At 43.3% G+C, this 21,132-nt stretch carries 20 protein-coding genes; 13 read left to right on the forward strand and 7 right to left on the reverse strand.

The genetic code is table 11. From position 1 onward, the window contains the following. Positions 1-44: 44 nt before the first annotated feature. Complete coding sequence (locus tag AOT82_RS00140; protein WP_071001268.1) at positions 45-1,460, reverse strand: GntP family permease; 1,416 nt, start codon at positions 1,458-1,460, stop codon at positions 45-47. A gap of 357 nt (positions 1,461-1,817) precedes the next feature. Here AOT82_RS00140 and AOT82_RS00145 point away from each other — a divergent pair, with 357 nt between their 5' ends. From AOT82_RS00145 to dcd, 7 genes are all read left to right on the forward strand, one after another. After that, positions 1,818-2,531 (forward strand): CoA transferase subunit A, encoded by a 714-nt coding sequence (locus AOT82_RS00145; protein ID WP_071001269.1) that lies wholly within the window; start codon positions 1,818-1,820, stop codon positions 2,529-2,531. 125 nt (positions 2,532-2,656) lie between these two features. Continuing rightward, on the forward strand, positions 2,657-3,286 hold the full coding sequence (locus AOT82_RS00150) for a 3-oxoacid CoA-transferase subunit B (RefSeq protein ID WP_071001270.1): 630 nt from the start codon (positions 2,657-2,659) through the stop codon (positions 3,284-3,286). 42 nt (positions 3,287-3,328) lie between these two features. Further along, positions 3,329-4,129 carry a 3-hydroxybutyrate dehydrogenase gene (locus AOT82_RS00155; protein ID WP_071001271.1) on the forward strand — a complete coding sequence of 267 codons (801 nt, stop codon included), beginning with the start codon at positions 3,329-3,331 and terminating at the stop codon, positions 4,127-4,129. Positions 4,130-4,338: 209 nt separating this feature from the next. Beyond that, on the forward strand, positions 4,339-5,571 hold the full coding sequence (gene apbC, locus AOT82_RS00160; protein WP_071001272.1) for an iron-sulfur cluster carrier protein ApbC: 1,233 nt from the start codon (positions 4,339-4,341) through the stop codon (positions 5,569-5,571). Positions 5,572-5,664: 93 nt separating this feature from the next. Then, positions 5,665-6,090 carry a hypothetical protein gene (locus tag AOT82_RS00165; RefSeq protein ID WP_058024140.1) on the forward strand — a complete coding sequence of 142 codons (426 nt, stop codon included), beginning with the start codon at positions 5,665-5,667 and terminating at the stop codon, positions 6,088-6,090. A gap of 27 nt (positions 6,091-6,117) precedes the next feature. Beyond that, positions 6,118-7,239, forward strand: a complete 1,122-nt coding sequence (locus AOT82_RS00170; RefSeq protein WP_071001273.1) for a DUF2804 domain-containing protein — start codon at positions 6,118-6,120, stop codon at positions 7,237-7,239. A 112-nt stretch (positions 7,240-7,351) separates the two neighbouring features. Then, positions 7,352-7,927, forward strand: coding sequence for a dCTP deaminase (dcd, locus tag AOT82_RS00175; protein WP_058024138.1), 576 nt, complete (start codon positions 7,352-7,354; stop codon positions 7,925-7,927). A gap of 104 nt (positions 7,928-8,031) precedes the next feature. Here dcd and AOT82_RS00180 read toward each other — a convergent pair whose 3' ends face one another. The 6 genes from AOT82_RS00180 to AOT82_RS00205 all read right to left on the reverse strand — a co-directional run bounded on the left by AOT82_RS00180 (position 8,032) and on the right by AOT82_RS00205 (position 14,392). Next, positions 8,032-8,466 carry a ClpXP protease specificity-enhancing factor gene (locus tag AOT82_RS00180; protein ID WP_071001274.1) on the reverse strand — a complete coding sequence of 145 codons (435 nt, stop codon included), beginning with the start codon at positions 8,464-8,466 and terminating at the stop codon, positions 8,032-8,034. A 132-nt stretch (positions 8,467-8,598) separates the two neighbouring features. Then, on the reverse strand, positions 8,599-9,213 hold the full coding sequence (locus AOT82_RS00185) for a glutathione S-transferase N-terminal domain-containing protein (protein WP_071001275.1): 615 nt from the start codon (positions 9,211-9,213) through the stop codon (positions 8,599-8,601). Between the two features lie 197 nt (positions 9,214-9,410). After that, a complete protein-coding gene (locus AOT82_RS00190) occupies positions 9,411-10,124 on the reverse strand; it encodes a cytochrome c1 (RefSeq protein ID WP_071001276.1) in 714 nt (237 codons plus the stop codon). Then, positions 10,124-11,329, reverse strand: a complete 1,206-nt coding sequence (locus AOT82_RS00195) for a cytochrome b (protein ID WP_197496753.1) — start codon at positions 11,327-11,329, stop codon at positions 10,124-10,126. Before AOT82_RS00195 ends, AOT82_RS00190 begins: the two co-directional genes overlap by 1 nt. A gap of 22 nt (positions 11,330-11,351) precedes the next feature. After that, a complete protein-coding gene (gene petA / locus AOT82_RS00200; RefSeq protein WP_071001278.1) occupies positions 11,352-11,936 on the reverse strand; it encodes a ubiquinol-cytochrome c reductase iron-sulfur subunit in 585 nt (194 codons plus the stop codon). A gap of 515 nt (positions 11,937-12,451) precedes the next feature. Next, entirely contained in the window at positions 12,452-14,392 is a 1,941-nt protein-coding gene (locus tag AOT82_RS00205; protein WP_071001279.1) for an ATP-binding cassette domain-containing protein, read from the reverse strand. A 240-nt stretch (positions 14,393-14,632) separates the two neighbouring features. Between AOT82_RS00205 and AOT82_RS00210 the strand changes: the two genes are divergently transcribed. The 6 genes from AOT82_RS00210 to AOT82_RS00235 all read left to right on the forward strand — a co-directional run bounded on the left by AOT82_RS00210 (position 14,633) and on the right by AOT82_RS00235 (position 21,052). After that, positions 14,633-14,890 (forward strand): SlyX family protein, encoded by a 258-nt coding sequence (locus AOT82_RS00210; RefSeq protein WP_058024131.1) that lies wholly within the window; start codon positions 14,633-14,635, stop codon positions 14,888-14,890. A 219-nt stretch (positions 14,891-15,109) separates the two neighbouring features. Continuing rightward, complete coding sequence (locus AOT82_RS00215) at positions 15,110-16,321, forward strand: OmpP1/FadL family transporter (protein WP_071001280.1); 1,212 nt, start codon at positions 15,110-15,112, stop codon at positions 16,319-16,321. A 371-nt stretch (positions 16,322-16,692) separates the two neighbouring features. Then, positions 16,693-18,048, forward strand: a complete 1,356-nt coding sequence (locus AOT82_RS00220; protein ID WP_071001281.1) for a hypothetical protein — start codon at positions 16,693-16,695, stop codon at positions 18,046-18,048. Between the two features lie 221 nt (positions 18,049-18,269). Then, positions 18,270-19,364 (forward strand): IS4 family transposase, encoded by a 1,095-nt coding sequence (locus tag AOT82_RS00225; RefSeq protein ID WP_071001282.1) that lies wholly within the window; start codon positions 18,270-18,272, stop codon positions 19,362-19,364. Between the two features lie 342 nt (positions 19,365-19,706). Then, a complete protein-coding gene (locus tag AOT82_RS00230) occupies positions 19,707-20,225 on the forward strand; it encodes a helix-turn-helix domain-containing protein (RefSeq protein WP_071001283.1) in 519 nt (172 codons plus the stop codon). After that, a complete protein-coding gene (locus AOT82_RS00235) occupies positions 20,213-21,052 on the forward strand; it encodes an IS3 family transposase (protein WP_227517198.1) in 840 nt (279 codons plus the stop codon). The genes AOT82_RS00230 and AOT82_RS00235 overlap by 13 nt, the downstream gene beginning before the upstream one ends. Positions 21,053-21,132 lie beyond the last annotated feature (80 nt).

Below are 21,132 nucleotides of genomic sequence, written 5' to 3' on the forward strand. Positions count from 1 at the left end.
TAATAAATGGCTAAGTGACTAAATGATTAAATGACTAAGCTAGCTTAGAATGAACCAAACATCGTCCCTAAGATAATCACAGCAACCACAGCGACCAATGGAATGACCATCGTCACCATCGCCAAGTTCAAATAAGACTGTTTATGGGTCAAACCACAAATCGCTAGCAAGGTAATGACAGCGCCACTGTGTGGAAGCGTATCAAGACCACCTGCCGCCATAACGGCTACGCGGTGCATTAACTCAGGGTCGATACCCGCATTGACGGCCATTCTTAGATAGTCTTCACCCAAGGTCGACAGCGCAATACTCAAACCACCAGACGATGAGCCTGTGATACCAGCAAGCGTGGTCATCGCGACGGCTTCTGAGATCAGAGGGTTGTCAGGGGTAAGGTTTAAAATGCTATCACGAATGATAAGGAAGCCTGCTAATGATGCGATAACTGCGCCATAACCCACTTCTGATGCAGTATTAAAAATCGGCAGCATCGAGTCATAAGTACCACGGTTGATGGTTTTTTGTAGGTTATTCCAATGTCCGATGCGGAGCAGAATTAACACCACACAAGCGACGACCAACGAGATAATAATTGACCATAACCCGAGCGATCCATCTATATTTAAATCGGGAAACTGAGTTTTTAGGCTACTGAAATCTATCGATGGGAAAACCACATAGGTCAATATAGCGTTCAAGCCAATGACCAATATCAGCGGAATCATGGCAACGGTGAATGAAGTGTGATGAGTGTTTAATATATCAGCTTTTTTTGCAGCCGCTCCAACGCCGCCTACATCCTCTTCATCATGCTGACCATAACCTTCCCCCGCTGCATTTGCTTTGTTGGCACGTGACTGAAGCCACAACCAACCACCAATAAACATGATCGTACCGCCAATGATACCCAAAATAGGCGCGGCAAATACGTTGGTGTTGTAGTAAGGAATTGGAATAGCGTTTTGGATGGCTGGCGTGCCTGGCAGTGCAGTCATTGTAAAGGTAAATGACCCTAGGGCAATGGCAGCAGGAATCAAACGTTTTGGGATATCGGCTGCTCTGAACAAGTCCTTGGCAATAGGATAAATGGCAAACGCCACCACAAACAGTGATACCCCGCCATAGGTCAAAATAGCACAGACCAAAATCACCGCAAGAATGGCCTTGCTGGCACCGAGCTTTTCGACGACGGTATTGGCAATCGCGGTTGCCGCACCAGAGTCGGCCATCAAACGCCCAAACAATGCCCCTAGCAAGAATATAGGGAAGAATTTGAGTAAGAACCCACTTAACGCGCCCATAAAGACATCGGTATAAGCGGGGATGGTGTTTAAAAAATCACCTGATAGTAAGACTGCTAGCGTCGCCATAATCGGTGCTAAGATCAGCACAGAATAACCACGATAAGCAAAAAACATGAGTAATAATAGGGTGATGACAATCGCAAATGTACTAAACATGATAGCCCTCCTTGGCAAAATTAAGACAGCGTGTATGTCGCGATTATCGATGTAGGTCAATAAAATTAATCAAAATATGTAATTTTTGATTTTTTATCAAATATTAATCTTGGAATAATATGATATTGACTTGCCTCATACCTCGCTACTGTACTGTCTCATTCGTTCTTAGTGTTATTGTCTTCTCGCTGCGAGAATTATATGTTAAGTTAGCATAAGTATTTGATATATGATATATCGATATAAAATGTATTGATTTAAATTTAAAACAGTCAATGCGCTATTGATTGGCACAATAAATAAATCATGATAGATAATGGACGTTAATAACAAAAACAGACTTGCAAGGAGATAAGTATGAGTCGCTCAAAAGTATATAACAGTGCCGAAGAGGCGCTAAAAGGCATCGTCAGCGATGGGCAAACACTCGCTATCGGTGGTTTTGGTCTATGCGGCATTCCAGAAGCATTGATCGAAGCACTACGTGATAGTGGCGTTAAAGAGTTGACCTGTATCAGCAACAACGCTGGCGTCGATGATTTTGGACTTGGTCTGCTACTACAGACCCGCCAAATCAAGAAAATGATTTCATCATATGTTGGTGAAAACAAAGAGTTCGAACGCCAGTACTTGGCAGGCGAGTTAGAAGTTGAGCTAACCCCGCAAGGTACATTGGCAGAAAAGCTACGCTCAGGTGGTGCGGGTATTCCTGCATTCTATACAGCGACTGGTGTGGGCACATTAGTTGCCGAAGGTAAAGAAACGCGTGATTTTGATGGTCGTACTTATGTGTTAGAGCATTCATTACGTGCGGATGTGGCACTCATCAAAGCACAAAAAGCTGATAAAGCCGGTAACTTGATATTTAATAAGACCGCTCGCAACTTCAACCCAGACTGCGCAATGGCGGGAAAAATCACCATCGTCGAAGTCGAAGAAATCGTCGAGACAGGTTCGTTTGATCCAGATGAAGTGCATCTACCAGGTATTTTTGTGCAACGTATTGTATTGAATGCTAGCCCTGAAAAACGTATCGAAAAAACCACGACTAAAGCGGTAGAAGGCGCTTAGATAAAATCATGGTTGAGACTTATCGTCAGTTTTTAGATTGATAATAACTTAGATAGCTAATTGTTTAGATAGCTAACGATTTAGATGAATAGCAATAGAATATCGTAAAAAATAAGGAAATCAGCATGGCATGGACAAGAGAACAAATGGCGCAGCGCGCGGCAAAAGAGCTACAAGACGGCTATTATGTCAACTTAGGCATTGGTCTACCAACGCTAGTCGCTAACTATATTCCTGAAGGCGTAGACGTATGGCTACAATCAGAGAACGGCTTGCTGGGTATTGGTGAGTTTCCAACCGAAGACGCCGTTGATGCCGATCTGATCAATGCAGGCAAGCAAACCGTGACCGCAGAAGCAGGGGCCAGTTATTTTAGTAGTTCAGAGTCCTTTTCGATGATTCGCGGTGGTCATGTCAACTTAGCGATATTAGGCGCCATGGAAGTCTCAGAACAAGGTGACCTTGCTAACTGGATGATTCCTAAAAAAATGGTCAAAGGCATGGGCGGTGCGATGGATTTGGTCGCAGGCGTACAGCGTGTGATTGTATTGATGGAACAGGTCAACAAGCATGGCGAGCCAAAAATCTTAGCCAACTGTGAGCTACCATTGACGGGTAAGGGCGTGGTTGATCGTATCATCACTGAGCTTGCCGTATTAGACGTTACTGACAGTGGCCTAAAATTGGTTGAATTAGCAGATAGTGTTAGCTTTGACGAGCTACAAGAAAAAACGCCAGTTAGCATTGCTCAATAGGATTTATCTCCTAATATTTATAGATCATAATAAGGAACCTATATGTCCACCCAATTACAGCAGGATTTGACAGGTAAAGTGGCATTAATCACTGGCTCTGCAAGTGGTATCGGTCGTGATATCGCTGAGACTTATGCAAAAGCAGGCGCTTCGGTTGGTATTGCCGATATCAATCTTGAAGCAGCACAGCAAACGGTTGATGCCATTGAAGCAGGTGGCGGGCGTGCTCTTGCGATTGCGATGGATGTGACCTCTGAAGATGCGGTAAACGAAGGTGTACAGAAATTGGTTGATACCTTTGGCGCTATTGATATTTTGGTGTCTAATGCTGGTATCCAAATTATCGATCCTATCCATAAAATGACGTTTGATGACTGGAAAAAAATGCTCGCTATTCACTTAGATGGCGCTTTTTTGACCACTAAAGCCGCGATTAAGCACATGTATAAAGGCAATAAGGGCGGCACGGTCATCTACATGGGCTCAGTACACTCGCATGAAGCGTCACTTTATAAAGCACCTTACGTCACTGCCAAGCACGGCCTGCTAGGACTGTGCCGCGTACTGGCAAAAGAAGGTGCTGAGCATAATGTGCGCTCGCATGTGATCTGTCCCGGGTTTGTCAAAACGCCTTTGGTCGAAAAACAAATACCGCAGCAAGCAAGCGAGAAAGGTATTAGTGAAGAATCTGTCGTTAATGACATTATGCTAGTAAATACTGTCGATAAAGAATTTACAACGGTAGAGGATATTGCTCAGTTGGCACTATTCTTAGCGGCGTTTCCCAGTAATGTGTTTACAGGACAATCTATCGTTGCCAGTCATGGCTGGTTTATGAATTAATAGACAAATATTGCGCCTATTATAATAGAACAAACCACAATGTCAGACCTACTGGCGTTGTGGTTTTTTTATGCGTCCAATTCAGCTACACTGTCACGATAGAAGGTTTGGCTAAAATGGTCACTGGTTTTATCGTTTGCTCAATAGGAGACGATATGAATTAAGCCATGTACCAAACTCATCCACTTGTATAGGCAATAATAATAGCTATGTTCAACTTTATGAAGAAAAAAACCACCAAAACCGAAACACCGCAGCAGCAGGCAGAACGTGATAGTGCCGTTGATAAAGTATTGCTTGGGTATGAGATAGGAACAGTCAGTATTGCGACGATGGTCACAGGACTTGAGCGTGACGGCGAGGCGCTGACGCTAGACTTGCGCCTGCCACAAGACAGCAACCCTGAAGCTATCCAACAAGAGCTTGGTCAGCTGCTGCATCCGCATGGCATTACCACGATTCATATGAATGTGCGCCTGCCTGCTCCAGAAAAAGGGTCAGGTTCAAGCTTACCAAAGCAGATGCCAAAGACAACCAATGCGATGGAGTCCCAGCCTTCATCTGGCGTTAATAACAACGTGAGTAATGCCAATAACGCTAACGCTGAGCCGCCAATTACCAAAGCAGCACCTACGCAAGCTTCATTAGCTGCGCATCCTCGTATCCGCCATATTATTGTTGTGGCATCAGGTAAGGGCGGCGTTGGCAAATCAACGACGACTGTGAACATCGCACTGGCATTACAAAAGCGGGGTAATCGCGTGGGCGTGCTTGATGCGGATATATATGGGCCTAGTATGCCGACAATGCTAGGTGTTGCCGATGTGAAGCCGCAATTAGAAAACGAGCAGTTCGTTCCGGTTGATGCGCATGGAATAGCGATGCTCTCTATCGGCAGCTTGCTCGATGGGGAGAACACACCAGTTGCGTGGCGTGGACCAAAGGCGACAGGTGCGCTGATGCAGCTTTATAATCAAACCAACTGGCCACAGCTAGATTACTTGGTGATTGACATGCCGCCAGGTACGGGCGATATACAGCTGACCTTAGCACAGCGTATCCCAGTGACAGGCGCTGTCATCGTCACGACGCCGCAGCACGTTGCACTACTTGATGCGCAGAAAGGTATTGAGATGTTTAACAAAACCAGTATTCCTGTGCTTGGTGTTGTTGAAAACATGGCGCTGCACACTTGTAGTAACTGCAACCATACCGAAGCGATTTTTGGTAAAGGTGGCGGCGAGATGATCGCTGAGCATTACCACGTGCCTTTATTAGGGCAGCTACCACTTGCCAGTGGTATCCGCGCCCAAGTCGATAAAGGGGAGCCAAGTGTATTGGCTGATGATGAGTTTGCGAATTACTATATCAATATAGCCAAAAACATCGAGACTAATATTGATAAATTTGCTAAGCCTGTCGATGATAAGCGGATCTTTTAATCGTTTATGATGATTGTTTATCAATAACAAATTAGCCTAAGCAAATATAAAGTTAAAAGCATTTTTATTCTAACAAAGAAGCAAGGAAGCTTTGTGAGTGTATCTATTTATCAAAGTCATTTAGAGGCTGCGCCCAAGCAGTACACGTTACTAAAAATGCTGCGTCCGCCCGTGTATGAAATTGAGCTATCAAATAACCAACTGATTGGCGTTTGCTACTATAAAGATGGTAGTAGCAAGCGCTATCAAGTCAATGCAACCTTTAGTAATAGGCGAATGGTGATTGCCGATTTTTTGTCAGCAGTAGAGGCGATGGCGGCTTTATTGTTAAAGTTTCCTAAGCATCCTTTTGGGACAAATGGTTTTGCCGTAGCAAATGTGACGCAGGAGCTGGCCGATGGACTCACTGCAATAGAGGTCAAAGCCATTACAGAAGCCATTTGGGCCGCATCAAGGCAAGCAAAAAGAACAGTGATAAGTACCGAAGTAAGCTATCAAGGACAAGTGATTAGTCAGTAATAAATGCAAGACAAGGATGTCATAGCAATGCATGGACCTATTAAAAGCGACAAGGTAGATAATGTAGCTTACGCAAATATCATTTCTACCGATATAAAGCCACAAGCTATCGAACAGCTCATCCAAAATGGTCAGCCACAATTTGGGGTGTTCTCGCAAGTTAAACAAATCAATTATCTCGATTATTACAGTCCGTTAATCTCGCAAAAACCATTATCAAACTGGCGTAAAGACTTCAAGGCCAATCAATTCTGTTTTGTCCAAATCATCGAGCCGCCTTTTAGAGTATGTCTCGCACTGGCAACGATTAAGATTGCCACTAGTGCTTTTGTTTATGTTTACAATGAAGAGACTGCACAATTAGAGATTGGGGAAGCCTTGCAGCCAGTTACGCGCCGCAGTGAATTTATCGGCGATCACTATCAAGGGCAGATGTCTTTTACCCATAGCAAGCTTAGCCTAACGCTAGGTTTTACCCCAGAGCAGGTGAGTATAGAGCTTGATAGCCAATATCTAGCAGTCCATGCAAAATTAGAGCGTCAGCAGCAGCCGCTTGCGATATGTACGCCAACAGGCAGACGCGGTTGGACGTTTACCCAAAAAGAGCCGTTGAGCGCTGCTAGCGGCGAGATAATTATCAAAGCGGGTGCACAGATAACCGCTGATAGTCAGCAGCAAAAACTTGAATTGAGCAAGACAACAAAAGCCAATCTAGATTGGACACTGGGTTATATGCGTCATGAGACCAATTGGTTTTGGACTTGTATCAACAGCTACCTAGCAGATGGTCGGCATTTTTTATTGAATCTCTCTATGGGTGTCAATGAGACAGGTCTAAGTGAGAATGCTTGTTGGCTCGATGGCGAGATTTTTTATCTGCCACCTGTATTATTTGAGCGTAAAGATACGAATGACTCCTCTGCCAATACTTGGCACATTTATCATCGAAGCTTAGGCTGGAGCAGTGTCGATATCGATTTAACTTTCACGCCGATTAGAGTCTACAAAAAAACAGACAATTTCGGCGTTGTCGCCAGCATCTTTGAGCAGTGGCTAGGGGAGTACAGCGGCGAGATACGCTTAGCTGGGCAAGTGCTACGCTTGGATAAGGTAATGGGACTAGCGGAAGATCACTTTGCAAAATGGTAATATCTGACTCAAGCTGAATAGCGAGTGGATACTTTTATCTCGCGTAAAACCTATAAATTGAGCCATCAATTCCGTATAATCATCGCTATTAAAAATTTGCTAAGGAATAACAATGTCTATTAAGTCTGACCGCTGGATTCGTAAAATGGCCGAAGAGCACGGCATGATCGAGCCATACGAGCCAGGTCAAGTGCGCTTCAATGATGCAGGCGAGCGTTTGGTGAGCTACGGTACCTCAAGCTACGGTTACGATGTACGCTGTGCGCCTGAATTCAAAGTCTTTACCAACGTCCATTCAGTCGTTGTTGATCCTAAAAACTTCGATGATAAAAGCTTTATCGATATCGTCGGTGATGAGTGTATCATTCCGCCAAACTCGTTTGCCTTAGCACGTACGATGGAATATTTCCGTATTCCACGCGACGTACTGACTATTTGCCTAGGCAAGTCGACTTACGCACGTTGCGGTATTATCGTCAATGTCACGCCGCTAGAGCCTGAGTGGGAAGGGCATGTAACGCTAGAGTTCAGTAATACCACCAATCTACCAGCTCGTATTTATGCCGGAGAAGGCGTCGCGCAAATGCTGTTTTTCCAAAGCGATGCCGATGACGTGTGCGAGACCAGTTACAAAGATCGCGGCGGTAAATACCAAGGTCAGCGCGGCGTGACCTTGCCGAGAACCTAGTTAAAGATAAAGTCTCAAGTCTTTGAGCAGCCAATAAAAAAGCCAGTTATATCAAATATGACTGGCTTTTTATTATGTGAAAAATAATCAGTTTGAATGGCTGATTATTTCAGCACTTTCAACCCTGCTTTGTTATCGCGTTTAGGTTTAGTCGCAGCTTTTGGTTTATTCGCTACCGCGCTAGCCTCTTCTTCAGGCTCATAGTTATCGTACTCGTTAGGATCAAAAAACATCCCTTGCGAGTTTTCTTTAGCATAGATGCCAAGTACCGCTTGCAAGGGTACCCAAATTTCTTGCGAGACACCGCCAAAACGCGCACTAAAATGAATATAATCATTTTTCATACTCATATTGCCTGTAGCACGGCTGGCGATGTTTAATACGATACGACCATCTTGCACATGCTCGGTTGGTATCTGTACGTTATCAGCAGTAGCATCGACCATCAGATAAGGCGTCAAGGCGTTGTCTTCTATCCATTGATATAGTGCACGTACCATATAAGGACGGGTAGGTGTAATAGAGGTGGTTTCGCTCATCTAATGATTTCCTATACTAATGATGTTCAATAATGAAAAGATATTTTATTTAGCAAATTATCGCACAATAAGTGCAAGTCAATTTCTGTTATATTGATACTTATTCTAAGGCAGCTTCTTATACTTGTCTAATTAACGTACGCTTTTTTGGAAGCTACTACGCTCAAACACTCTCGTTTGATATTCAAACAATGGACGGCTGATAGCACGTGGCAGCTCAATCCCCATTTCATCCAATCGCCATAATAGGGGTGCTAATAACACGTCACACCAACCAAACTTATCAGCCATAAAATAAGGCTTATGAGCGAACAGCGGCGACAGAGTAATCAATGAATCACTGAGTTGTTTTTTAGCAACGGCAGCCTGTGCTTTATTAAAACTATCTGGATGCGTGAGGAGGCGCTTGCCAAGTACGAGCCAATCACGCTGAATGCGCCAAGCCAATTGGCGAAACTGTGCACGTTCCTGCGGTGTCTCAGGGAGCAGTTTGTTTGTGTGATAACGCTCTTCAAGATATTCAAAAATAACATTAATCTCATAAAGCGCAATCTCACGCTGCTGCAATACAGGTAAGGTATGATAGGGATTAAGCTCAGTCAAATCTTCAGGGCGCTCGGAATGCAGACGAGACAAATAGTAAGCAAGCTTTTTTTCTTCAAGTAATAGGCGTACCACATGACTGTCGTAGCCGTCATCAGCATATAAAATTAGCTGACTACTTGGAATGTCATTCGCATCAATCATGAAAGCCTAATGTTAAGAGTGAAGGTTGTCATCGTAAACAAACTCGCAACGTTTATCAAGGTAGTGTACGTAAACATTAGCGCTGAGTGGCTTATTTTCCGGCTTATCTGGTATTTCAGCTTAATGTCAAAGCACAAAAAAAGGCACTACCGAAGTAGTGCCTTTTTTAATTATCAGAACTGTCTGCTAATTATTACTTATTTGACGTCTTTCCAGAATTCTTTGTTCAACAAGTAAACTGGGATGAGTAGTACTAACAAGAATAAAATAACAAAGAAACCAATGACTTGACGGTCGTGACGAGCAGGCTCACCCATCCAAGCCATAAAGTTGACTAAGTCACCAACTTCAGATTCAAATTCTTCTTGGCTTAGCTCTTCTTGCATATTATGCAATACGTGGGGCATAGCAGCATTGGCCAGTACTAAGTTGTTAGCGCCCCAAGGACGACTTGGATCTTCATAGAATGATAATAGGTATGTGTATACCCAGTCATCACCGCGCAGTCTCGTCTCAAGTGACAGATCAGGAGGTGCAGCACCAAACCAAGACGCTTGAACCTCAGGGTCTATCTCAGCAGTAATGTGGTCACCGATTTGATCGGTGGTAACCATCAAATACTTTTCAACCAACTCAGGCGGTATCTCTAAATCTTGTGCAATACGCGAGTGACGAACATACTTGGCTGAGTGGCACCCAGCACAGTAGTTCATAAAGATTTTCGCGCCGTTCTGTAGTGAGCCTTTATTGGTAAAATCAATTGGGGCTGTACTACAGGCCAAATGCTCATCAACACCTTCAGCATTAGTAAACGTACCACAACCACTGCCTTCAGCCATTGCTGTACCAGCAGTCAAGGTCAATGCCGCGCCTAAGCCTAGACCCGCTAGGGATTTGATTAGCGTGCTCATTAGTGACCTCCGGTAACGCGTTCTGGTGGCTGTTTACACTTCTCGATGGCAGTGTAAAACGGCATCAGTAAGAAGAATAAGAAATATAGAATCGTGAATACACGAGCCATAATAGTCGCAGTTGGCGTTGCAGGTGTCGCACCTAAATAGCCAAGTACGATAAAGCTAATAGCAAAGACAGTTAGTGCAATCTTAGACAAGATACCTTTGTAGCGTATTGAGCGTACAGGTGATCTGTCGAGCCACGGTATCAAGAATAGTACAGCGATGGCCGCACCCATGGCGATGACACCGCCCAGCTTACTTGGAACCGCACGCAAGATAGCGTAGAAAGGCGTGTAGTACCATACTGGTGCAATATGCGCTGGTGTTTTCAGTGAGTTCGCTGTCTCAAAGTTTGGTGGCTCAAGGAAGAAACCGCCGCCTTCAGGGAAGAAGAACACCACCGCAAAGAAACAGATAAAGAATACTACAATACCTACCATATCATGCACAGTGTAGTATGGATGGAATTCGATACCGTCTAATGGTACGCCATTTTTGTCTTTTAGCTTCTTAATATCGATACCATCAGGGTTGTTAGAACCTACATGGTGCAATGCGACAATGTGCATGAAGACCAAGCCCACAAGGACCAATGGAATAGCGACAACGTGTAGCGCAAAGAAGCGGTTTAGGGTGATACCTGAGATGATATAGTCACCACGTACCCACTCAGCAAGACCGTCACCGATTACCGGCAGCGCCGCAGGAAGGTTTAAGATAACCTGAGCACCCCAAAATGACATGTTGCCCCAAGGGAGTAGGTATCCAAAGAAACCTTCGGCCATAAGAGCCAAATAGATGCCCATACCGATGAGCCAAATAAGCTCACGAGGTTTTTGATATGAGCCGTAGAGCAGTGCTCTAAACATATGCAAATACACCACGACAAAGAACGCTGAGGCGCCAGTCGAGTGCATATAACGGATGAGCCAACCGCCTTTGACATCACGCATGATGTATTCTACAGACGCAAATGCGCCCTCGGCACTAGGATTGTACATCATCGTCAGCCAAATACCAGTCACCAACTGGTTGACCAATACGACCATTGACAATACGCCAAAGAAGTACCAAAAGTTAAAGTTCTTTGGTGCGTAGTACTTTGACATGTGGTATTCGTAGGTTTCAGTCGCTGGAAAACGCGCGTCCACCCAATGCATTAACTTTTTACCCATACTCATGTTAAGCCTCCCCAACCGTCAAAATGGTACCATCCATACCATATTCTGGAACGGGTAAATTAAGCGGTGCAGGAACGCCACTATATACGCGGCCTGCTAAGTCATATTTTGACCCGTGGCACGGACAGAAAAACCCGCCGTACCAATCATTGCCACCTAAATCCACCGCGCCCACATCAGGACGGTAATTTGGTGCACAGCCTAAATGAGTACAAACGCCTTCCACAACCAATACGGTTGGTTCTATCGAGCGAGTAGGGTTTTTGCAATATTCTGGCTGTAGAGACGCATCAGACTCAGGATCAGATAATAAAGGCGTAACTGATTCTAGTCCTGCGACCATGTCTTCTGTGCGTTTAACGACATAAATAGGTTTGCCACGGTATTTGACAACAATCATTTGTCCATCTTCGATAGCACCAATATCTTGGGTTACTGCAGCCCCTGCAGCCTCAGCTTTAGCGCTTGGGTACCAAGAACGGACAAAAGGTGTCGCCACGGCAGCTACCCCAGCTGCACCAATCGCGGCAGTTGAGGCAATAAGAACTCTACGGCGTTGTACATTAACGCCTTCGGCTTGGCTCATTAATACTTCCTCCAGGTGAATGAAATGGGATTATCCCACACTGGGTTTGTGGCTTAGAAAATATACAATATCAAGCCACTTTAGCTGTGCCTAATTTTGCTAATTGTTACTATTCTAAGCTATTTCGGTGATAAAATAAATTATTGCGTTAAAAATAAAGCAACCTTAATAGGGCATATTAGGGGGTTGAATATGATAACCATATTAAAACAGTCGGATTATCAATGTTTAACGCCAACTTTGCTTTTATAGGGATTGTAAATGTCATGACCTTATAATTAATAAGGATTTTTCAGCAATAGCGAATGATACTTGAAATTACGAAAATGTTCACTAACTTTCACCATCTCACTACTGGATAAAACGAATATCACCACTCTATATATAATAAAGTGGTGATGCTTTCAGAATAATTAATAATGCTTTATCAGACTATCAGAAACTTGTTTATCGAAATACGCAATGCAAAGTACATATGCGATATTCTAATAAATGTGGCTAGAGAAGTGCCATTATTAGTCTTCAAGCTCGCTCCAACGCTCAAGCTTACTCATCATTTCATCTTCGATGGCCAACAAGCGCTCACTTGCGGCTGTCGCGGCATCAAAGTCGGTATTAAACCAAGAGCCATCAGCCAATTTTTCTTGTAGTTGAGTTTGTTCGGCTTCGAGTGCGGCGATTTCTTTGGGTAAGCTATCTAGCTCGCGCTGCTCATTGAAGTTGAGCTTTTTGGCGGCTTTATTTGGCTTCCCAGCGTCAGCTTTATTGGCTGATTTTGACGCTTTAGTATTGCTAACGGGTGCTTTTGCGGCGCGCGCGGCTTCCTCGCGGTTTTTTTGTATCAAGTACTCTTGATAACCGCCGACATACTCTTTGACGATGCCATTGCCATTTTCATCCGTGTCAAATACCCAGGTGGAGGTGACCACATTGTCCATAAATGAGCGGTCATGACTGATCAGCAAGATGGTACCGTTAAAGCTGCTGACCGACTCTTCTAATAGCTCAAGGGTGGCCATATCCAAATCGTTGGTTGGCTCATCAAGTACTAATATGTTGGCAGGTTTTAATAACTGCTTGGCCAGCAATACACGGTTGCGCTCACCACCTGACAAGGCTTTGACAGGGGTACGTGCACGCTCTGGTGCAAATAAGAAGTCTTGTAAATAGCTCATGATATGTGTCTTGCGACCGCCAACTTCGACAAAGTCAGAACCTTCTGAGACGTTTTGCGCGACGCTGGCTTCAAGATCTAGCTGATCACGCAGCTGATCAAAAAAGGCAATTTGCAAATTGGTGCCAAGCGTGACGCTGCCGGTCTTGGTGACCTCGTCATCCGACATATCGAGTAGGGCTTTGATAAGGGTGGTTTTACCAGCACCGTTAGGGCCGACAATACCGATTTTGTCGCCGCGCATAATAGTGGTCGTAAAGTTGTCAACCAGTACATTACCCTCATATTCAAGGTGCAGGTTTTTGACTTTACAAACGAGCTTGCCGCTTTTTTCGCCTTGACCCATCGTGATGTTTACATTACCCACTTGCTCACGGCGTTCGCGGCGCTCTTCACGCAATGCTTTTAGTTCACGGACGCGGCCCTCATTGCGGGTACGGCGAGCTTTGATGCCTTGACGAATCCAGACTTCTTCTTGCGCCAGTTTTTTATCAAAATTGGCGTTGTTCTTTTCTTCAGCCTGTAATTGTAGCTCTTTTAGCTCTTGATAACGAGCGTAGCCTTTGGCGCCTTGAGTGACGTCATAGCTGGTCAATTGACCACGGTCAAGCTCTACAATACGAGTCGCAAGCTTATCAACGAATGCTCTATCGTGGGTGACAAACAGTAGAGTTAGACCTTGCCAATCGAGCAAGAAGCGCTCTAACCACTCAATACTATCAACGTCTAGATGGTTGGTTGGCTCATCAAGTAGGAGTACATCAGGTTTGGTGACCAGCGCACGAGCAAGTAATACGCGGCGCTTACGACCACCAGAGAGTGATGACAAATCATCTTCCGGATCAAGTCCCATTGTTGTGATCAGACGCATGGCATCACGTTCTAAGTCCCAGCCATGGACGGCGTCGATATCATGCTGCAAGGTCGCCATGTGCTCGCAAGCGTCCATGTCGCCATTGGCGCACATCTCCACTTGCTTATTATAATTGATCAGCAGCTCAGCTGTGCGGCGGCTACCGCCCATGACGATATCGAGTATGCGTCCGCTCGACTCGGGGACGTCTTGCTCAAGCATCGCAACACGCATACTGCTGTTGGTGATGATCTCACCACTGTCAGGTTGCAATGAGCCATTAATCAGTTTGAATAAGGTGGATTTACCTTCGCCATTGCGGCCAATCAAACACACACGCTCGCCTGAATTGATAGAAAAATCAATACCATCAAGAACAGGCGCGACGCCAAACGCTAAGTGTATGTCTTTTAAATGAATCAGTGCCATAGAGTATCTTAAGCTTATATAATAGTGAGGTAGGGGTTGTTGCAAAATTGCCAGCAGTATAACATGCCACCGCGCAACTGTAGTGCGAGTAAATCGTTTTATCAGTACTATTTATAGCTTTTATTCATAGTGGCTATTTTTTGTTTAGCATGATGGATTTAATGATGCCACTTAGGTTTTGTCACCTATTTTACTTGATAAACCTTTCAGCCTTATATTTACGATACTTTAGAGAAAAATATGAATCAATCTAATAACAAAGATGCTGCTGCGAGCATACAAGACGACTTGCAAACCCAAGTAATTGATCTGCAAATGAATGTAGCGCACCTTGAGATTACAGTAGAAAGGCTTGATGAGGTGATCGCACGTCAAGATAAAGATATTCAGACATTACAGCGTCAGCTACAACTGATTTATAAGCAAATAGAAAATCAAGACCCAGAGAGTGGTATTGCCCCATTTGATGTGATGGCGGATAGACCACCACATTACTGAAAAATAATAGCAAGTAAGATAACCAATAGTAAATAGTCGCAATATGTATATTTTTAGATAAAGGTACCCTTTGGTGACTTAATAGTCATAATATGGAAATAATGTATTTTGGCAGTTGTTTTAGTGTTAAAAAATCTTTACTATCTTCCACCTCGGATGCTGCTTACTTAAGAGAATTAAGTAAAGCAGTAAAACAATGCGGATGTTTGGAGATGTAAAATGCGCGCCACCTTTCACTTAAAAACTCTTGCAGTAGCTGTTGCTGCTCTATCTGTCGCTAGCGCTGCTAGTGCTGCTGGTCTTGACCGTTCAGGCCAAGATGTCACCGCATTCCTACAAGATGGTACTTATGCTGAAGCTGTCTATACCTATATCGATGCGGACGTGACGGGTAAAGATACTTCAGGTAATAAGATTGATGATATCGCAGAGTCTTATGACTTTTTCCGTTATGGCGTAAAAGCAGACATCAACGACACGTTTAGTGTTGGCGTCTTATATGATGAGCCTTTTGGCGCAGCCGCTGACTATACTGGTGATAATAACTTTGTAAATGCAAACGGTGAGGGTACTAACGTAGAAGTACGTACAGAGAGTATTACTGGTATCCTTGGTGCGAAGTTTGGTCAAAATAAAAACTTCCAAGTATACGGTGGCCCAGTTGCTCAGCGCGTAAAGGCAGATGTAAAGCTACGCGGTCCTGCTTATGAAGCTGCGAACGGTTACACTACGAATATTAATGCTGATCAAGATTACGGTTATATCGCAGGCGTAGCTTATAGCAAGCCTGAAATTGCGTTAAAAGCATCATTAACATACCGATCGGAAATCGAACATAACGCTCAAGCATCTGAAATTTATCCTGTTGTAGGTTCTGGTCTTATACCAGCTCCTGTGGTTTCTGCACTTGGTCTGTCAACAAACAGAGTTGATAGTATTGAAATAACTACGCCTGAATCAGTGAACTTTGATTTTCAAACTGGCATCAACCCTACAACCCTAGCGACTGCCAAAGTACGTTGGGTACCATGGAGTGATTTTGCTATCGTACCATCACTATATAACGATGTTAGCAAGATTTCGACTCAGGATGATAAGGGGTTAGCGTTAGTTAGCTATGATGACGACCAATGGCAAGTAGAGCTAGGATTGGCTAAGCGTGTCGCGCCAGCACTTGCTATCAGTGGTACTGTTGGTTGGGATAGTGGTGCAGGTGACCCAGTCACCTCATTAGGTCCTATCGAAGGCTATTATAGTGCTGGTCTTGGCGCGAAATATAATGTGACCGAAAACTGGGCGATATCTGCTGGCGGTAAATACTTATGGTTCGGTGATGCCAAAGGTCAAATCCCAACTAAGACGATCGTTAGTGATTTCGAAAGTAACGATGGTTTTGTATTGGGTGTAAAGGTATCTTACCAAGCTCAGTAAATCACAAATAAATTATGTGATACTGTTTGCTACTAATATAAAAAAGCGATCCTTTAAGGGTCGCTTTTTTATTATGTGTTTTTAAAAATCACATTTAACAGACTATAGGTAAAAATATTTATTTTCTGGCTATAGACCTTACCGTAAAAATCACATTAAAGACAAAAAGTAAACCACAGTATTTTATTTATATCTTATATGTACTGTTCAGTCATAATTGAGAAATAAAGCACTTTTAATGTTGTTTTAGTGTCAAAAAGACATTAGTATTCAACTTAGGACAAAACTTTAGTAATATCAATATCGAGCATAGCAATGCTACATAATGGTTATTAAAGTATTAATACAACAAGGATCGTTGGAGATACACAATGCGCACTACCTTTCATTTGAAAACCCTTGCAGTAGCTATTGCTACTCTTTCTTTCGCTAGCGTAACCAACGCTGCTGGTCTTGATCGTTCAGGTCAAGATGTCACTGCTTTTTTTCAAGATGGCACTTACGCTGAAGCGGTCTATACTTATATTGATGCTGATGTAAGCGGCTACGATAGTGCGAATGTCAACCCTGGTCAAAATGACTATGAGCGCGGCAATAAAACGGGCGACATTGCTGAATCTTATGACTTCTTCCGCTATGGCGTAAAAACTGATATCAACGACACGTTCAGTGTGGGTGTACTATATGATGAGCCTTTTGGTGCTGCTGCTGAATACACGCAAAGTAATTTTGTGGCAAGCAATAATCCTCAAGCTTCAGGAGGCGAATTGGTAGGTGATGGTGTAGACCCACAGACTGCAGGTGCTATAGCATTAGCTGAGTCAGCCACTGCAGGCGAGAATACTAACGTTGAAGTTCGTAGCCAAAGTTTGACTGGTATTTTGGGAATGAAATTCGGTGCCAATAAAAACTTCCAAATTTATGGTGGTCCAGTTGCTCAGCGTATCCAATCTGAAACCAAATTGCGTGGCTTAGCTTATGGGCCTGCTAGTGGTTATACCTCAAACAGCAATCCTGATATGGATTATGGTTATATAGCAGGTATTGCCTATAGCAAGCCTGAAATTGCTTTAAAAGCGGCGTTGACTTATCGTTCTGAGATTGACCATGATATAGATATCTCTGAGAATTATCCTATAGCAGGTATTTTGGCTCAAGGAGCTGCTTTGCAGCAAGGAGCGACTCCAGCACAGGCAGCGGCTATAGGGGCTGCGGCTGCTAACCGGAACAGTAATTATGAGATGACAACCCCTAAATCAGTCAACTTTGATTTCCAAACAGGTATCAATCCGACTACTTTAGCAACGGCAAAAGTCCGTTGGGTACCTTGGGGTGACTTTGCAATTACGCCGCCATTATATAACGAAGTTAGTAAAAATGCTGCCCGTCCTGATGGTCTTAACTTAGTCGACTATGATGATGATCAGTGGCAAGTAGAGCTTGGTCTAGCTAAACGCCTTGCACAGGCTCTAGCGGTCAGTGGCACAGTAGGTTGGGATAGTGGTGCAGGTGACCCAACCACCTCCTTAGGTCCTATCGAAGGGTATTACAGTGTAGGCTTAGGTGCCAAGTACAATGTCACGCCTGAATGGGCCGTTTCAGTTGGCGGTAAATACCTATGGTTTGGTGATGCAAAAGGTCGTCTACCTAGTGGAAAGATCGTTGGTGATTTCCAAGATAATGATGGTTACATTGCTGGTTTAAAGCTTTCTTATCAGGGTAAATAATCGATTTGTATCTCCTGTAGACAATAAAAAGCGTCCTATCATAGGTCGCTTTTTTATTGATTCCAATATTTTGAAGTGAATAAAAACTCTTAGATATGGAAAGATATTTAGAGTGTTTTACAGAGAGTAAATTAATAACTGATAGCTCTCTGCACACGACAAAAAAACAAAAAAGTCTGTTAAAGCAAAGGCATAATAGTAATTTTTAAGACGAATAGACCATGCCAAACTTTAACAGACTTAGTGAGACTTTAACCCAAAACCTGAGCATGAACAAGGCAAGAATCAATTGTTTGAGCCTAATGATAATAGCCCTGATTACTGCTCAAAGCAGTAATCTTAAAAAAACAGCAAGACACCTTCCTAAGGGTGGCAAGACCGACAGTCACTATCGCAGACTACAGCGATTTTTTGCCGAAGCGAGGATAGACTACGATCAACTGGCTTTAATGATATATCGACTATTTGGGCTAGGCGAAGTCACCTTAACCATTGACCGCACCAACTGGAAATGGGGTAAAAGTAACCTCAACATCTTTATGTTAGGGGTGGTATATAAAGGGATAGCCATCCCCTTATACTGGCAAATGCTAGATAAGCGAGGTAATACAAACCATCTTGAACGCTGTGAACTTATTGAGCGGTTTATCAAACAATTTGGCAAAGATAACCTTGAGATGATAGTAGCAGACAGAGAGTTTGTTGGCGAAAAATGGTTTAACTGGCTCACCAATAATCACATACCCTTTGCCATACGGATTAAGAAGAACAGTAAAGTTAAGAATCATCATGGCAAGTTGGTACAGATTAAAGAGTTATTGCGCCATGTTAGCCATCAAGAAACATATCGACATGGGCGAATACTGACTGTCGATGGTTGTTTGGTTCGAGTATTTGCCAAGCGTGATAAAGACTATGGTTTAGTGATTGTCGCAACCAATCAACTAGAAACAGTGGATGCGATGACAAGCTATGCTAAGCGTTGGGAGATTGAGACTTTATTTGCTTGTCTAAAGGGCCGTGGCTTTAATCTTGAAGATACCCACTTAACCCATCTTGATCGGGTCAGTAAATTAGTCGCAGTGAACGCCTTAGCATTTTGTTGGGCTTATCATGTCGGTATTTATAAAGACAAAGATAAGCCGTTAAAGCGCAAGTTAAAGTCAAACGCTCGACCTCAAGCCAGTTTGTTTGCGCTTGGCCTGGATGTGTTGATTGAGGGCCTTCACTTGGTGTTCTTTAACAATGATAAGACTGTATTTCGACAGTTAGTTAGCTTTTTAACCCCTAAACCTATGAAAATCGGGTGGGGATGATTTTTTTGTCGTGTGCAGAGCTGATAGCTACAACCTACTTACTACTCATATGTTGTTATACGTGTGATATCTGCCTTCCAGTTGATTGAATGGTAAGCAATGTATCCATTGTCGCTACCTATATGATAGTTAGCTATCCATATAGGTAGGGGCATGTTTAGACAGATCCATTTGGCAATAGTACATAGCTATTCTATTAAGAGTAGATACTCATAATAGAAGGTTAGAGCAGCCTTCCTACTTATAATAGTAGCTACTTACATCATAGTTAATAGCTACCAATAAAAAACCTCGCCATTGAACTGCCCCCCATAAGTTGGACACAACTTATGGGGTATTTTTATGCGCTACGATCTAGACTTTAAGCTTGAAGTCATCGCATACTATATGCAAGGACATACTGGTCGTGCTACAGCTGAGGAATTTAACCTAGATAATAAGATAGTTATCAAATGGGTTAAGCAATATCAAAGCGGTGGTATTGAAGCTATCAAACCAAAGACCAGCAAAGCTTACTATAGTCACGAGTTTAAACACAAAGTCATTACAACGATGCTTAGCCAAGGCTTAAGTCAATTGGAAGTTGCTTTAAGGTATAACATCAGCTCACCGGCGCTTATTAGTCACTGGCATAAAGCGTATCGACTAGAAGGCATATCTGGACTCATCTCCAAACCTAAAGGTAGAACCGTCATGAGCAAACCCTTCATTACAGACAAACCAGAGGATGAAAAAAGCTTAGCAGAATTGAAGCGTGAGAATGAGTACTTACGTGCAGAGGTTGCCTACCTAAAAAAGCTCGATGCCTTGCTCAAAGCGGAGGAAAAAGCAGGCAAAAAGCAAGGCTCATCGAAGGACTAAGAGAGCGCTGCTGTTTATCTGACTTACTTAAAGCCGCTGGTATGCCTAAAAGCGTCTTTTACTATCATAGAGAAAAGCTTGGTGATAAAGATAAACATGCTGACTTAAAACAGCGTATTACTAAGCTGTATCACCAGCATAAAGGCAGGTACGGCTATCGTAGAATAACGGCAGCGCTAAAGCAGTTAGGTAGCCATTACAATCACAAGCTCATCGCTAAGCTTATGCGTCATTTAAACTTAAGTGCACGGATTCGACGACAAAGATATCGCTCTTATAAAGGTGTACAAGGCAAAATTGCAAAGAATTATTTAAAGCGTCAGTTTCATGCAGATAGACCAAACACACGCTGGCTCACTGATATTACTGAGTTTAAGGTAGGTGATCATAAGCTATATTTATCACCGATACTCGATTGTTATAACAATGAGATCATCAGCTATACGCTCTCAAAGAGACCTACCTATGATTTGGTTAGCAAGATGCTAGATAAGGCGTTAGATAAGATAGATACGCACCAGAACAACCGTTTAATGCTGCATTCAGATCAAGGCTGGCATTATCAGATGAGACCGTTCAGTAAGGCGCTTAAACAGCACGGTATTAAGCAAAGCATGAGCAGAAAAGGCAACTGCTTGGATAATGCGCTGATGGAGGGGTTCTTTGGTACGCTGAAGTGCGAGACGATTTATATTGAGAAACCAAAATCGATTGAGCAGTTAGAACAACAGATTCATGAGTATATGCATTATTACAATAATGAGCGTATTCAACTCAAACTAAAAGGACTGAGCCCTGTGCAGTACAGAACTCAGTCCTTGGTATAAACTAAACCGTCCAAGTTTCGGGGGTCAGTTCACATTAGTGGCGAGGTTTTTTTATAGTGATAAGGTAAAGTTACTGTATA

It is taken from the genome of Psychrobacter sp. AntiMn-1 (assembly GCF_001854065.1).
GTDB classification, from domain to species: Bacteria; Pseudomonadota; Gammaproteobacteria; order Pseudomonadales; family Moraxellaceae; genus Psychrobacter; species Psychrobacter pacificensis.

What these genes read in the sequence shown, in the direction of transcription:
- AOT82_RS00140 (WP_071001268.1), bottom strand. Translation starts at nt 1,460, where the DNA reads ATGTTTAGTACATTTGCGATTGTCATCACCCTATTATTACTCATGTTT.
- AOT82_RS00145 (WP_071001269.1), top strand. Translation starts at nt 1,818, where the DNA reads ATGAGTCGCTCAAAAGTATATAACAGTGCCGAAGAGGCGCTAAAAGGC.
- AOT82_RS00150 (WP_071001270.1), top strand. Translation starts at nt 2,657, where the DNA reads ATGGCATGGACAAGAGAACAAATGGCGCAGCGCGCGGCAAAAGAGCTA.
- AOT82_RS00155 (WP_071001271.1), top strand. Translation starts at nt 3,329, where the DNA reads ATGTCCACCCAATTACAGCAGGATTTGACAGGTAAAGTGGCATTAATC.
- apbC (WP_071001272.1), top strand. Translation starts at nt 4,339, where the DNA reads ATGTTCAACTTTATGAAGAAAAAAACCACCAAAACCGAAACACCGCAG.
- AOT82_RS00170 (WP_071001273.1), top strand. Translation starts at nt 6,118, where the DNA reads ATGCATGGACCTATTAAAAGCGACAAGGTAGATAATGTAGCTTACGCA.
- dcd (WP_058024138.1), top strand. Translation starts at nt 7,352, where the DNA reads ATGTCTATTAAGTCTGACCGCTGGATTCGTAAAATGGCCGAAGAGCAC.
- AOT82_RS00180 (WP_071001274.1), bottom strand. Translation starts at nt 8,466, where the DNA reads ATGAGCGAAACCACCTCTATTACACCTACCCGTCCTTATATGGTACGT.
- AOT82_RS00185 (WP_071001275.1), bottom strand. Translation starts at nt 9,213, where the DNA reads ATGATTGATGCGAATGACATTCCAAGTAGTCAGCTAATTTTATATGCT.
- AOT82_RS00190 (WP_071001276.1), bottom strand. Translation starts at nt 10,124, where the DNA reads ATGAGCACGCTAATCAAATCCCTAGCGGGTCTAGGCTTAGGCGCGGCA.
- AOT82_RS00195 (WP_197496753.1), bottom strand. Translation starts at nt 11,329, where the DNA reads ATGCATTGGGTGGACGCGCGTTTTCCAGCGACTGAAACCTACGAATAC.
- petA (WP_071001278.1), bottom strand. Translation starts at nt 11,936, where the DNA reads ATGAGCCAAGCCGAAGGCGTTAATGTACAACGCCGTAGAGTTCTTATT.
- AOT82_RS00205 (WP_071001279.1), bottom strand. Translation starts at nt 14,392, where the DNA reads ATGGCACTGATTCATTTAAAAGACATACACTTAGCGTTTGGCGTCGCG.
- AOT82_RS00210 (WP_058024131.1), top strand. Translation starts at nt 14,633, where the DNA reads ATGAATCAATCTAATAACAAAGATGCTGCTGCGAGCATACAAGACGAC.
- AOT82_RS00215 (WP_071001280.1), top strand. Translation starts at nt 15,110, where the DNA reads ATGCGCGCCACCTTTCACTTAAAAACTCTTGCAGTAGCTGTTGCTGCT.
- AOT82_RS00220 (WP_071001281.1), top strand. Translation starts at nt 16,693, where the DNA reads ATGCGCACTACCTTTCATTTGAAAACCCTTGCAGTAGCTATTGCTACT.
- AOT82_RS00225 (WP_071001282.1), top strand. Translation starts at nt 18,270, where the DNA reads ATGCCAAACTTTAACAGACTTAGTGAGACTTTAACCCAAAACCTGAGC.
- AOT82_RS00230 (WP_071001283.1), top strand. Translation starts at nt 19,707, where the DNA reads ATGCGCTACGATCTAGACTTTAAGCTTGAAGTCATCGCATACTATATG.